12 protein-coding genes are annotated in these 14,015 nt (G+C 42.8%); 4 read left to right on the top strand and 8 right to left on the bottom strand.

The window, feature by feature from the left end; translation table 11 throughout:
* Nucleotides 1-38 precede the first annotated feature (38 nt).
* The 3 genes from IQ13_RS15245 to IQ13_RS15235 form a co-directional block, all read right to left on the bottom strand.
* A complete protein-coding gene (locus IQ13_RS15245) occupies nt 39-1,193 on the bottom strand; it encodes a DUF418 domain-containing protein (RefSeq protein ID WP_158637410.1) in 1,155 nt (384 codons plus the stop codon).
* 36 nt (nt 1,194-1,229) lie between these two features.
* Nucleotides 1,230-2,825, bottom strand: coding sequence for an aminopeptidase P family protein (locus tag IQ13_RS15240; protein ID WP_144887321.1), 1,596 nt, complete (start codon nt 2,823-2,825; stop codon nt 1,230-1,232).
* Nucleotides 2,826-2,966: 141 nt separating this feature from the next.
* Nucleotides 2,967-3,470 carry a GNAT family N-acetyltransferase gene (locus IQ13_RS15235; RefSeq protein WP_144887319.1) on the bottom strand — a complete coding sequence of 168 codons (504 nt, stop codon included), beginning with the start codon at nt 3,468-3,470 and terminating at the stop codon, nt 2,967-2,969.
* A 300-nt stretch (nt 3,471-3,770) separates the two neighbouring features.
* Between IQ13_RS15235 and IQ13_RS15230 the strand changes: the two genes are divergently transcribed.
* Together IQ13_RS15230 and IQ13_RS15225 are read left to right on the top strand one after the other, a co-directional pair.
* Nucleotides 3,771-4,283, top strand: coding sequence for a YkgJ family cysteine cluster protein (locus IQ13_RS15230; protein ID WP_144887317.1), 513 nt, complete (start codon nt 3,771-3,773; stop codon nt 4,281-4,283).
* Nucleotides 4,284-4,473: 190 nt separating this feature from the next.
* Complete coding sequence (locus tag IQ13_RS15225; RefSeq protein WP_144887315.1) at nt 4,474-6,216, top strand: tetratricopeptide repeat protein; 1,743 nt, start codon at nt 4,474-4,476, stop codon at nt 6,214-6,216.
* Nucleotides 6,217-6,524: 308 nt separating this feature from the next.
* On the opposite strand, the gene IQ13_RS15220 is transcribed toward IQ13_RS15225, so the two are convergent.
* From IQ13_RS15220 to IQ13_RS15210, 3 genes are all read right to left on the bottom strand, one after another.
* The gene (locus IQ13_RS15220) at nt 6,525-7,577 is read right to left on the bottom strand and encodes a formimidoylglutamase (protein WP_144887312.1); all 1,053 of its coding nucleotides are present in this window, start codon (nt 7,575-7,577) and stop codon (nt 6,525-6,527) included.
* 49 nt (nt 7,578-7,626) lie between these two features.
* A complete protein-coding gene (gene hutI, locus IQ13_RS15215; RefSeq protein WP_144887309.1) occupies nt 7,627-8,868 on the bottom strand; it encodes an imidazolonepropionase in 1,242 nt (413 codons plus the stop codon).
* Nucleotides 8,869-8,952: 84 nt separating this feature from the next.
* On the bottom strand, nt 8,953-9,531 hold the full coding sequence (locus tag IQ13_RS15210) for a fasciclin domain-containing protein (protein WP_144887307.1): 579 nt from the start codon (nt 9,529-9,531) through the stop codon (nt 8,953-8,955).
* A 319-nt stretch (nt 9,532-9,850) separates the two neighbouring features.
* Between IQ13_RS15210 and IQ13_RS15205 the strand changes: the two genes are divergently transcribed.
* Nucleotides 9,851-10,369: a YdeI/OmpD-associated family protein gene (locus IQ13_RS15205; RefSeq protein ID WP_144887304.1), complete on the top strand. Its 519-nt coding sequence runs from the start codon at nt 9,851-9,853 to the stop codon at nt 10,367-10,369.
* Nucleotides 10,370-10,530: 161 nt separating this feature from the next.
* Nucleotides 10,531-10,821 carry an isoamylase early set domain-containing protein gene (locus tag IQ13_RS15200; protein WP_144887301.1) on the top strand — a complete coding sequence of 97 codons (291 nt, stop codon included), beginning with the start codon at nt 10,531-10,533 and terminating at the stop codon, nt 10,819-10,821.
* Between the two features lie 90 nt (nt 10,822-10,911).
* Here the strand turns inward: IQ13_RS15200 and IQ13_RS15195 are convergent, their stop codons facing one another.
* Both IQ13_RS15195 and IQ13_RS15190 read right to left on the bottom strand, forming a co-directional pair.
* The gene (locus tag IQ13_RS15195) at nt 10,912-13,479 is read right to left on the bottom strand and encodes a cation-translocating P-type ATPase (protein WP_144887299.1); all 2,568 of its coding nucleotides are present in this window, start codon (nt 13,477-13,479) and stop codon (nt 10,912-10,914) included.
* Between the two features lie 91 nt (nt 13,480-13,570).
* Nucleotides 13,571-14,002: a hotdog fold thioesterase gene (locus IQ13_RS15190; RefSeq protein WP_144887297.1), complete on the bottom strand. Its 432-nt coding sequence runs from the start codon at nt 14,000-14,002 to the stop codon at nt 13,571-13,573.
* Between the last annotated feature and the right edge of the window lie 13 nt (nt 14,003-14,015).

The raw sequence follows: 14,015 nt of genomic DNA, 5'->3' as shown, positions 1-14,015 counted from the left end.
TCTGTTTATCGTCGCTTCATGAGTATATAACTTTTGCTTCATCCTCTCTCCTTTTTCTTCAACGGAAACATCCGGCCATAGCTTAAGCAGCGCCACAGCCATTCGGCCAAACCATATTGGTATTGACTGAGCCACCATTTACTGGCGGCTACCTGCAGCAGATAAATTACTAACCCGGCAAGAAAATAGCTTTGTAAACTCCAGTTGGGTTTTAGCAAAATGAAGAAAAAGAAGGCCAGCATATTCTGCAGCATATAACTCGTAAGTGTCATTTTTCCGGTTATTGCTAAAGCAGCAAAAACAACTTTTGCTTTACCTGTAGCATACAACCAGATAATACCCGTAGTGGTAAAACACATAATAACAAGTATCTGTGGGTAATAGAGATTGTAATAACTGTTGAATGTCCATTCGCTTTTTTCGATCAAAAACTGCAGCATATAGATGGCAACAGAAAGAATAAAACTGAACAGGAAAAGTTGTTTAACCCGTTTCAAATAACGGCTAAGTTGCTCAAAAAAATGACTCCTGTGCAATGCCATACCCAATAAAAAACAGCCCAACTGTATAAGGTGCAGTATAACCGAATAACTTAACCGCAGCATCCATTTGTACCGCATCACAACATTGGCCTTGATATGATCTTCGAACGTATTACGATCGTAGAACGAATAAAAAAGATCCCGGCTTTTTGGAGAAAACAGCACATGCAGCCGGCCTAAATAAGCATGCAGCAAAGGTGTTAACAGCAATACGCATGCAGCTAATACAAACAACATTCTTACAGAACATTTGTAAAAAAGCAACAGCAGCAAACCCATCAACGCATAATCGTTCAATATATCACCGCCAAAAAAAAGTGTGTTTACAAATGCAAATACAAATAACCAAAGCATCCGCTTGATAAAAAACCAATACACCGACTGTCCACTCTGTTGCCTGTTTTGCAGTAACACCGAAAAACCAAAACCAAACAAAACGGCCAGCAGTGTCCAACCCTTTGAACCAAAGATGAGTTCGGAAGCAGTATCCAGAAAAAAAGTAAGCGCATCCGGCTCTGTTTTCACTGCATGATTATTCCAGCCGTAAATACTGGCATAATTCATTAACACCACGCTCAGCAAAGCCCAGCCTCTTAAACTGTCTACAATAACGGTTTGTTCCTTTAGCGGCAGCGGACTGTTTTGATGCATAAGGTTCATTCGAATTAATGGATGGAATTGCTTCGATTAAAATTTAGGCAATACCAAATCGTTGAGTTTACTTTTCTGTGCAGCCATTTTTTCTATTGCATCAATTGTTCGTGGTGCGGCGGCTGAAATATTTTCACCGCTTGTTTTACCAATCACCACAACATCTTCTATCCGCACAGCAATATCCCACCATTTCGGATCGCAATTGCTGCCCTTTGGAATATACAGCCCGGGTTCTACTGTAATAACCATATTCTCTTTTAAAACAGCACCGGAAAATTTATCGTGCACATCCAGTCCAACATGATGCGACACACCATGAATATAATATTGACCAACTTCCTTCGCATCCTTAATAATCCCCAACTTCAATAATCCATTGGCAAGTATTTCTGTTGCTTTGATATTTAAATCTCTGAACGGTGTACCTTCTTTACACAGCTTGAACACGGCCTCCTGTGCATCGTACACCAGCTGATAAATGGCTCGCTGTTCGGCTGTAAATTTTCCGTTAGCCGGTACGGTACGTGTAACGTCCGAAGAATAGCCATGATACTCCGATGCCACATCCATCAACACCAGTTGATTGTTCACCTGCGTTACATTGTTTTCGATATAATGCAGAATACAACCATTCGCACCTGCACCAACAATTGGCGGATACCCCTCGCCTTCCGCACCATATTTTTTATGAATGTATTCAAACGTGCCCATCAGTTCTGTTTCCGACATGGCAGGATGAATCGCCTTCATCACTTCTACATGTGCCATTGCAGAATAGTAACTGGACTTGCGCATCAGCACCAGCTCTTCTGTTGTTTTGATCTCACGCAGCATACCTACAACATTGTTATAGGCATACGATTCAAAAGACATCTGCTCAAGTTTGCCCAATACTTTTACCAGTGTAACTGAATCGGGTTGCTGCATCAATTCGTTCAATAACGCATCTGTTTTGTATTCCTGATCCTGCGATGCTTCCATCTTTGATTTAATGCGGTTTATCCGGGCAGCAAGGTTGGCCGCAGTGGTATACTTTAAAAGCATGGTGTAATCTTCCACCAGGTTTTTACTCAAACTTTTCTCTATGCCTGCTTTTTTCTTAAATGCATCGATGAGCGTTTGCAACATGCCTGCACCTGCATCATCGGGAAAAGCATCGTACAAAATCTTGCTGAAGCGTGTAAGATCAAGCGGATAATTTGCAAACTGTTCGTCGTTATACACATGCGTAAAACCAAGCTGCTCTTTTACACCTTCAATACCCAAACGCTTGCCTGTCCAACGCTCCTGCAGAGCGTTGCGTTTCTGCACAAAAAACAGTTCATTGTAGGCACCATCTGCACCCTGTTGTGTTTCTTTAAAAATCAACAGGACAGCATTGGGTTCTTTATAACCGGAGAAATAATACAGATCGGGATTGGGATGATAGGCATAGTTCACATCTTTCGAAAACACCCGTTCAGGGTAGGCAAAAACTACAGCTACCGAATTAGCAGGCATCAGCTTACGCAAAGCCTCCCGCCGCCCCTTGTGAAATTCTTTACTCAGATAATCAGATGGCAACGGTTGTTGTGCCGTTGCAGAATAACACAATACACTTAACAGGATTGCAGCAAGTAGTTTGGTCATGATGATGTAGTTGTTGATGAAACAATACCGACAGGATTGATTGAATGTACAAAAAAACAATTACAGACAAACAGGTTATCTGTCACCTGTCTAAACAACGAACGTATAAACTGCTTATTCATTTGCTGCCGCAAGCCTTGGCTAAAGCTCCAGCTTCCAGTGAAATGCTTCATCGGTTGTTCCTGTTTGAATAAAGCCGTTTTTCTGCAATACTTTAAATGATGCGATATTGCTTTTATCTGTTGACGCAACAATTGCTTTTACGCCGGGCTGTGTTTTTGCCCAACCGATCATACCGGCTACCATTTCAGTCATAAATCCCCTGCCCTGGAATTCCTCATAAGTACCATACCCAATTTCAATTTCGCCGTGCTCGTTGGGTTCGCCCACAATACACAAATCGCCCACCATTACATTTTCTTCTTTTGCGATGGCTGTCCACAAAGTGGAGAACAAATAGTTTTTACTTGTATCTGCAACATTGGGCAAGATCGTTTGCTCCAATGCTTCTTTCAATTCGGCTGAAATGGTTCTTATACTGTCGTTGAGGTTGAGTTCTCTTTCCAGCGATTGGTCGCATTTGCAGTATTTAACCAGCTGTTCGTAGCTGAGAGGGCGCAGCAGGAGTCGTTTTGTTTCGATCATGTTTAGCTGTTTTTTATAAAAGAGATTGAATGTTGCTGAGCTATTGCTTTCATTGATGCACAATGTAATTCTATTGAAGGCAAACAGCCACTGAAGTATAAATATATGGCAGGTACAAAAGATGACCGGTGTTACATGAATCAACTGTAGTTTCTGTTGCTCCATTTGCTGTATTGAACGATGCATGGTAGTTATTAACGCAATGCTGCTGTTGGCGAGGACTCCAGCATGAACAGCGGAAGTTCGCTCATATAGTAATGCAATTGCCCAAACAAGTATACCTTTGAACAAACAACCATTTTGCAAGTACAGCTCTCTCTACAATCAATACAGGCAACCGCCACCGAAAAGCAGGAAGAAAACGACCGCTTTGTACAGCACCTGAAACAACTCAATGAAGATGAACTGGATACCGAAGTACAACGGCTCGATGCCCTCATCAGTCCGCAGGTAAGCTGTACCGACTGTGGTAATTGTTGCAAAGGATTAATGGTGAACATTACTGCTGCAGAAGCCGATCGTGCATCTGCACACCTGCACATGAGCCGTGAAGACTTTGATGAAAAGTTTGTGGAAAAAGGCGGACACGAACTAATGATACTGAATACAATTCCTTGTCATTTTTTAAACGATAACAAGTGCAGTATTTATGAAGTACGTTTTGCCGGCTGCCGGGAGTTTCCTGCACTGCATCTGCCGCAGTTCAATCAGCGGTTATTTACAGTAATGATGCATTACGATCGTTGCCCCATCATCTTCAACGTAATGGAAGAACTGAAGAAGACAACGCATTTTGAAGTGAAGAAAGGGTGAGCTGAGATGCGAATGAAAAATTACAAATGAAGAATTAAGAATGAAAAAGTAAACAGCAGTCGATATCGCTGCAAATGATTAGTTGTAGTAATACTGCTCGACATTGACCACTCACCATTCTCCATTCACTCCTTCCCCCATTGCATCTCTCAATTATTTATTGTAGCTTTTTTCCTCAATTCACCTGCTTATGGCTACACGTCTGCTCCTCCTGGCTTTGCCCGCCTTTGTACTTGCATTAGCTGCAGTACAGTTTACCCAACATGTACAAACAAAACAACAATGGGCACAACTGCAAACCTATAAACAACAACGAAGCATCCGCTGCACACCCGACTGGAATGCGTTGAAAGACTTCCTCGACGAAGTGGATATACCGCCAGTTGCAGGTGCAGGTTCTTACAAATGGAAAATCACTACACAAAGCGACAGTGCACAGTTTTATTTTAACCAGGGCATCAACATGTATTATGGCTTCCACATTATTGAAGCCATGGCATCGTTTAAAAAAGCAGAAAAGTTTGATCCAAATGCAGCCATGATTCATTGGGCAAAAGCATTGGCCTATGGCCCCAACATCAACGATGTTGGCTATGCTGCTTCGCCCGATGCATTAGCAGCTGTTGCCAAAGCAAAGGAATTGGCCGCTAACTGCACTGCTGTAGAAAAAGGATTGATTGCTGCACAAACCATTCGCTACAGTGCCGACAGTACACAAACAAGAACACATCTTAACCAATTGTATGCAGATAAAATGAAGGCGCTCTATCAACAGTTTTCAAACGCTGCTGATGTAGCCGCTTTGTATGTTGATGCAATGATGTTGCAACACCCCTGGGATCTTTGGCTTCCCAACGGCACACCAAAAGAGTGGACACCACGTATACGTACGGTGCTTGAAAAACTGCTGACCGTGTCACCCAATCATCCCGGTGCCAATCACTATTACATTCATGTAATGGAACCTTCGCCCTATTTTGCATTGGCAACAGCCAGTGCCGACAGGCTGGGTAAGCTTACACCTGCTTTATCGCACATGGTGCATATGCCTTCGCATATTTATTTACGTACAGGTAATTACAGCAAAGGAGCTAATGTAAATGAAGAAGCCGTAGCCAATTACAACAAAGTGGTGCAACTGTTTGCACCGGCAGCCGGTGCCGATTTTTTATATGTAATTCATAACCTGCACATGCAAACCAATCATGCATTAATGATGGGCAATAAAAAATATGCGGTTGAAAGTGCTGCAAAAACTGCAGCCAGTATACCTGCCGATTATTTGCAGATGGAAGGCGCCATGGGTAATCTTATTCAGTACATCTATTACACATCGGTACTGGCACATGTACGCTTTGCCAACAGCAGTGAATTGCTTGCAATGAAAACACCGCCTGCACAACAGGTTTACGCTAATGTATTGTATCATTTCGGCAGAGGTATGGCGTATACACAACTGCAACAATTATCCGATGCAAAAAGAGAATACGGTTTGTTGAAAGCATTGCTGAAAGACAGCACACTCTATTTACCATTTACACCTTTTTCGCCTGCTATCGACGGAGCCAACGTTGCAGCCGATTTGCTGGCTGGCAGTATTGCATTGGCACAAAACCAGACTGTCGATGCAATTACCTTCTTTAAAAGTGCGGTGGCTACAGAAGAACAAATGGTGTACAACGAGCCAAGAGACTGGTTACTGAACCCGAAACATTATTTAGGAAATGCTTATTTAAAAGCAAACGAGTATAAACAAGCAGAAGCGGTATTACTTGCCGATTTGAAAAATAACAATAAGAATGTGTGGGCGATGGCGGGTTTGCTTACTGCTTACAAAGCACAACATAAAACAAAAGAAGCAGCAGCACTGGAACTGCAATTAAAAGTGGCCAACAAAAAAACGGATGTGAAGATTACAGGGCCGGTGTTGTAGAGAAGACAATGATTGACAGATGACAGACCACCAACGATTGATGAATGAATAATGACAAATAAAGAATCAAGAATGAAAAAGTAAACAGCCGCCCAGCGTTTCTGCAATTGATTGGCTGCTGTAGCAATAACAGGCACTCACTATCGATAGCTATCGGAATCACGATAGCCTAACCGAGATTGATTGTTGAAGATGTAGATGAATGAGTAATGATAAATAAAGAATGAAAAGTAAACAGCCGCCCAGCGTTGCTGCAATTGATTGGCTGCTGTATCCCTGCCCGGCACTCACGACTCACGACTTGCCCCTCACACTTCCAGGCTTGCCTTAATAAAATCACTCACCAGATAGCTGATAAGCTTACCGGTGGTCTCACTCCTGCGTCCATCGATGAGAGCAGTGGCTCCTTCGCAAATATGCAGGTAAGCTACTTTTACATCGGTTGCTGCAAAATTAATGTACTGGCGTGCATGTATTTCTTCGATACCCACCGGCGATAACGCACTGCTTAATGTTTTACGGATACTGTCGAGATCCAGCTCGATGCCCGTATAGGTATCTTCTGTAAAGCCCGTTGCATGCGCAACAGCCTGTATAAAATTTCGCTTTTCGTGCAGGAAAATATCCTCATAGGTAATCAGATCAATAAACGGATTGTTCACAATATCCATCCATACATTTTGCGGAATATAATTTTCGTGCACACCTATCACACAATACTTCTGCAGGTAACCATCTTCTTCTGCATAACGGAACGCATTGCCGCTATGTCTTCCTTCAAGCGGGCGATAATCGGTATGCGCATCGAGGTTAATGCAGTTGATCTGTGCCAGCTGCACTTTATTGGCTTTGTGTAACCCTTTGGCGCTTCCTTTAATCAGTGGATACGCATTGTTATGTCCACCACCAATCGCAACAGGTATTTTACCATACGCCGTAATAAGTTTGGCTAATGCTTCTACTTCTTCATCAATACTGTTAACCGCATGTCGGTACGCATCTATTTTTTCTTCGTGTCCATGCGCATTCTCTTCAATGAGATGCTCCATATGATGGAAATCAAAATGCCCCAACAGCAGCACTTCATCACCCTGCAAAAAATCGTTGCTCTGTGTGTTTAAGAAAGCGGTTAGGAATGGAAACCAGGCGGTATGAGCACCACCAATACCATCATTGGCTTTTACACCAATATCTTCGGGTATACCAAACAATGCAAAACGTGCAGAAGATGTTTTTAGGATTTCTTCGAACTGCTCCCTGTTATTCGGCAAATGAACACGTTCGCCAATCTTCGTTTCAAAGCGACGGATTTTTGTAAGCGTAAGTACATCTTCTTTGTTGTAGTAACGGAACGATTGCATATGGCAGATGGTTTGTTCCTGTAATATAATTTATTTACAGCAACAATCATCAACGATAAAATTCTCCACCAATCATTACCCGTTCAATCAGGTTACTGCCAAATGCATAAGGCAGGTAAGCAAGCGATGGAATGGGACGGGTAAAAATAAGATTGGCTCTTTTGCCTACCGTAATACTGCCTACCTCCTGTTCCAGCTGCATAGCAAACGCACCGTTGATGGTTGCTGCGTTAATGGCTTCTTCGGGCAACATCTTCATCCCTATGCAACTCATACTTACTACCAGGTTCATGTTACCCGATGGAGATGAACCGGGATTAAAATCGCTGGCAAGCGCAACCGCAGCTCCGGCATCAATCAGGGCCCTTGCAGGCTGGTAAGGCATGCGCAGAAAAAAAGCAGCAGATGGCAACAATGTGCCAATGCTGTGCGACTGTGCAAGATCAGCTATATCCTGCTCAGTCATCGTTTCCAGATGATCAACTGAAACAGCATTCAATGCAATTGCTTTTTGTAAGCCACCTATACTGTTGAGCTGGTTCACATGCAGCTTCGGTTTTAATCCGTACTGCTGTGCAGCACTACAGATCTGTTCCATTTCTTCGGGAGAGAAGAATCCTTTTTCACAAAACACATCCACAAAGTCGGCAAGATTTTCTTCTGCGATTACCGGCAGCATATCGTGAACGATGGCATCAATATAACCCTGGTGATTTTCTCTATACGCTAACGGGTACGTGTGGGCGCCCAAAAAAGTTGCCACAATAGGTATGGGTGATGTTGCTTTTAACTGCTGAATCACACGCAGCATTTTCAACTCTGCCTCTACCGATAACCCATAGCCGCTTTTTATTTCAACAGCACCGGTGCCCAGGCTGATTAATTCTTCGAGCCTGCTCCATGCCAAACGCAAGAGCTCCAGTTCACTCATAGCTGCAAGCTTTGCTGCGGAGTTTAAGATGCCGCCGCCTTTTGCAGCAATGGCTTCATAACTCATACCATTGATCTTGTCTACAAACTCTTCTTCCCGGCTGGCTGCAAACACAAGATGTGTGTGACTGTCGCACCAGGCCGGTAGTACAAACTGTCCGCTGGCATCAATTGTATGATCAATACTGTTTGCCCATTCGCCCAACTGTTTCATTTCGCCGTAAGCAGCAATCAGTCCATCGTTAATCAACAGGTAAGCATCTTCAATAACCGGCAATTGCGCAAGTGCTTTTCCACGCAACAGCACACTTTCTTCTCTTACGCCAACAAGTTGTTTAATATTGGTAACAAGCAGTGTCATACATTTAAAAGTAAGTGATTTCTGCCTGTAAACAGAAAAGCCCCGCCAAAAAAGACGAGGCTGCTGTTTAATCAAGAAACCAATTTATTTTTTGGCTGCTGTAACCTGCTGCATTGGCATTGCCACTGCATCAACAATATGTATCACACCATTGCTGGCCATAATATCTGCATTGGTTACATACAATGCGTTGCCGTTTTCATCAGTAAGTTTTACTTTACCCTCTTCAACAGTTGCTTTTAATTTACTGCCTGCTAACGTTGGCAACTCAACCACACCATTACCCTGCTTTATTGCAGCCATGAGTGTTGTTGAATTCCAGTTACCGCCCACTACATGATACTTGATTGTTTTTGCCAACTCACCTTTGTTCTTCATCAGCTTTGTACGATCTGATTCAGGAATTTTTTCGAACGCTGCATTCGTTGGAGCAAACACCGTGTACGGCCCGTTCATCTTAAACACTTTTGTAAGATTGGCATCTGTAATTGCTTTTACAAGCATGGTATGTTCAGGCGAACCTCCTGCAATGTCAACAATATCCTGCTGTACCGCTGCAGGCATTACCTCTGCTTTCATGGTTGAATCCTGCGCCTTCACTGTTACAATTGATGCAATCATGAAGAATGCTGTAGATGAGAATGCAAATAAAATCTTTTTCATTTGTTTACTTTTTTTTGCGTTTTAAATGGCCAACTGCTGTTCACTTATAAACAATACGGTGTATTGTTTATCAAGCTTACTTCACCGCTGTTGAATTTCTGTTTATGTAGTTTTTAGAATAAAAGAGCTGTTGCGCAGTTATACTGCACAATACACGAGATACAATCCTTTCAGGGAAACTGTTACAAGAACAGTACTTACAGATGGAAAATTGGGAGAGATACTTTGTTAACGAAGTTCTACCAATAAAAACAAGAACCATGCCAGCAGAAATAAAGAAGCCTGTTTTCTGATTAAGAAAAAGTAAGTAAGTTGAAGGATGATCAGCTTCGAAACCATCATCAAAAAGTTTGAAAAGCAGGGCGAGAAAACCGGCTGGACCTACATTCTTATTCCTGCAGCTACAGCAGAAAAAATAAATCCCGGTTGTAAAAAATCGTTTCGTGTAAAAGGAAAGTTTGATGCTTTTACTTTTGATGCCATGACCTTGTTACCAATGGGCGAAGGCGATTTTATTATTCCATTAAAAGCCGATGTGCGCAAAGCAATCGGCAAACGGGCAGGCGATAAACTGAAAGTGCAGTTAACCTTACAGGAAAAAGCGTATGAAATTGCTGCCGACTTTCAGGAATGCATGGAAGATGAACCTGCTGCCCTGAACTATTTTCAATCGCTTACAGGTTCGCACCGCAATTACTTCAGCAAATGGATCGAAAGTGCAAAAACGGAAGAAACACGCACAAAGCGGATTGTGCTTGCAGTAAATGCACTGGCCCGCAAAATGGGTTATGCAGAAATGATCAGGGAACAAACCGCCAAAAACAAATTACAGCGTTGATTTATACACATAACAGCTGTTAGTTGTGAATAAGAAGCAGGCTGAGAAAGGTTTTTCATGGGTTACCTATCTTTGTTTACGGTATTAAAAGCGGAAATGTTTATTTCCGCAGACTGAATAATTACCTGTTCAGTTAAACATAAAACCTAAAACAAATACACATGATCCAAAAAACTTACTACAAAACAAAGGACTACTGCAAGGTGAAGTTTTCGTTTAAACCTGAAAATGCAGAAACAGTAGAAGTGCTGGGTTTAAACAGCGACTGGAATAATCCTTTGGTTTTAAGCAAGAAAAAAGACGGCTCATTTAGCGGCGAGATCAATCTCCCCAAAGAATCAAAACACGAGTTCAAGTACCTCGTGAATGCTACCGATTGGGTAAACGAACCCGAAGCCGATGAAGAACAACCAAACGCCTTCGGCGGTGCCAACAGCGTTCTCGTGCTGTAATCTTTTCCTCTCTATTTAACGATTGCTTTTTTCTTTTCCGGATGTGTTGAAAAACCCGGACAGTTATTCTATTGCCTGTACCCCTCGAAACTATTTCAGCAGTTTCCGTTTGATGAATTTTTCAAACTCTACTGCGTGAAACACAATGGCCGATGCGCCTATACAAATACCTAGCTCTTGCAGGGTGAGTGGTTGCGTTTTAAATACTTCGTTGGCATAGGGCAGATAAATAACGCCTAACTGCAATACAAACGTAAGCAACACCGCACCCAGCAATTGCGTATTGCTGAACAATCCCTGTTGAAACAAATACCTGCGTTCGCTGCGGATGGCAAGCACATGGCCCAACTGTGCCAGCGATAAAACAGTAAACACCATCGTTTGCCAATGTGCTCCGCTATGGTTAATACTCCATGCCTGTATGCCCAGCGTAACACCCGCCATTAACAATCCAACCCAAACAATGTGGTAACCGATACCTTCAGAAAATAAACTTTCGTTGGTTCTGCGTGGCGGCCGTTGCATAATATCCTGCTCTGCCCGTTCGCTTGCCAATGCCAAACCAGGCAAACCATCGGTCACTAAATTGATCCACAGAATATGTATCGGCAACAAAGGAATAGGTAAACCAATCAATGGCGCAAGAAACAAGGTCCATATCTCGGCTCCGTTACATGTCATAATATACTTTACAAACTTGCGGATGTTGTCGTAAATTCTTCTGCCCTCTTTTACAGCTTTTACAATCGTTGCAAAATTATCATCGAGCAAAATCATGTGTGCAGCTTCTTTACTTACATCCGTACCATTAATACCCATTGCCACACCAATGTTCGACGATTTAAGCGAAGGCGCATCGTTTACACCATCACCCGTCATCGATACAAAATGATGTTTACGTTGTAACGCTTTTACAATATTGAGTTTTTGTTCGGGCGACACACGTGCATATACACGCACTTTTTCAACCTGCTCTTCAAACTCATCCATGGCAATCGACTTCAGTTCTTTGCCCGTCATCACCAGGTCGTTCTTTGTGAGTATACCGATCTCTTTGGCAATGGCTGCAGCTGTTGCAGGATGATCGCCGGTGATCATCACCGGCCGTATACCTGCAGCCTTACATTCTGCAATCGCCTGTTTTACTTCTTCACGTGGTGGATCAATCATACCCACCAAACCGGCAAACTGCAGATCGGTTTCTACATTTTCGTAGCTGAAAGGCTCGGGCAATTCATGCACCAGTTTAAAACCAAATGCGATCACACGAATACCGTTCTGCGACCATTCATCGGCTGTTTGCAGAATAGCATCGGTATCGAGCCATGTTTCTAATGCTGCTGTTACAGATTCTACTGCACCTTTTGATAGTACAAGATATTGTTGCTGATAACGATGCACAGTGGTCATGCATTTCCTATCACTATCGAACGGCAATTCAGCTACACGAGGCAATGCCGTTTGCAGCTCCTGCAGTTTAGCAGCAGTGAATTGTGTTTGAAAATATTCAACCAATGCAATTTCAGTAGGATCTCCGATGAGCGCTTTTTCTTCTGTTTCCTTCACATCATGATTCAACGCAATGGCCACATCAAAAACAGAAAGTCCGTGCAGTTGCAATGCTGCATCGGCTTCGCCTTTTACCTGCACCACTTTCATTTTGTTTTGTGTAAGCGTACCTGTTTTATCGGAACAAATAAAAGTGACTGAACCTAAGGTTTCAACAGCGGGCAGTTTTCGTATCAATGCATTTTTCTTCACCAGTCGTTTGGCACCTCTTGCAAGTGCAATGGTAATTAATGCCGGTAATGCCTCGGGTATAGCTGCCACCGCAAGCGAAATGGAAACCAGCAACATGTTCAATGGTTGTTCGCCACGCAATAAACCAATTGCAAACAGCAATAAACAAATAAAGAGAATGATGTAAGAAAGTTTGCGGCCAAAATCGGCCATTCGCTTTTGTAAAGGTGTTGCAGCTTCATCCTGCTGTAACATGCGTGCAATTAAACCAATTTCAGTTTGCATACCGGTAGCAATCACAATTCCTTTTGCACGACCATTAGTTACTAAGGTGCTTTTAAAGGCCATGTTCAATCTGTCGCCAACAGGTATGTCCACCTCTCCCATTTTATGCTCCGTTTTTTCTGCCGGAACCGATTCGCCTGTTAACGCCGATTCATCAATTTTCAAACTGAATGTTTCAATCAACCGCAGATCGGCAGGCACTACATTTCCTGCTTCAAGCAGTACAAGATCGCCGGGCACCAGTTCTGCTGAAGGAAGTATCACAGGTTTTCCATCACGCAAAACCTGCGCCTGTAACGCAGCAATTTTCTTTAATGCTTCCATTGCTTTTTCGGCACGATACTCCTGCACAAAACCTACAATGGCATTCAGTACAACAATAATGAGGATGATAATTGTATCTGTAAGATCGCCTGCAATGCCGGCAATAATGGCTGCTGCCAGCAGCACTAAAATCATAAAATCTTTGAACTGTTGCAGAAACAACACCCAGGCCGGCTTCTTCTTTTTTTCCTGCAATTCGTTGGGACCATACTCGGCCAGTTTCAACGTTGCATCTTCAGTTCGCAAACCATTTTGCGATGATCCGGTTACAGAAATAACTTCTTCCGTGGGGAGATAATGCCAATTCATAAGGAGTATTTACAGGTAATGTTCGCAACTGTAAGTTACAAAAACATTACGCTACAGTTCCTGATGAGAATTATCCGGAGAAGGAATAACGTCAGGCCTTTTTAAGAATGGCGACAGTAAGCCGGCTTACACAAATCAGTTTTTCCCGTTCGTCGTAAATTTTAATATCCCACACATGGGTACTGGCGCCAATATGTATCGGCGTGGTAATACCTGTAACTGTACCGCTTCGTACAGAGCGGATATGATTGGCATTGATCTCCAGGCCAACACAAATAAATTTTTCGGGATTGATGATCATGGCCGAAGCAACACTACCCAATGTTTCAGCCAATACACAACTGGCACCACCATGCAATAAGCCATACGGTTGATGGGTACGATGATCGACAGGCATGGTTGCTTTTAAAAAATCGGCACCTACTTCTGTAAAACGTATATCAAGCAGTTCACCAATGGTGTTAGCGCCCATGCCGCTGAAATCATTCAGGGATAAATCTTTCTTAAACCAGATAACAGACATACAGGTGTGAAGT

The sequence above is a fragment of the Lacibacter cauensis genome (assembly GCF_007830055.1).
Classification (GTDB): domain Bacteria; phylum Bacteroidota; class Bacteroidia; order Chitinophagales; family Chitinophagaceae; genus Lacibacter; species Lacibacter cauensis.
The sequence above is the reverse complement of the archived record's forward strand: the minus strand, read 5'-3'. Positions and strand labels throughout refer to the sequence as shown.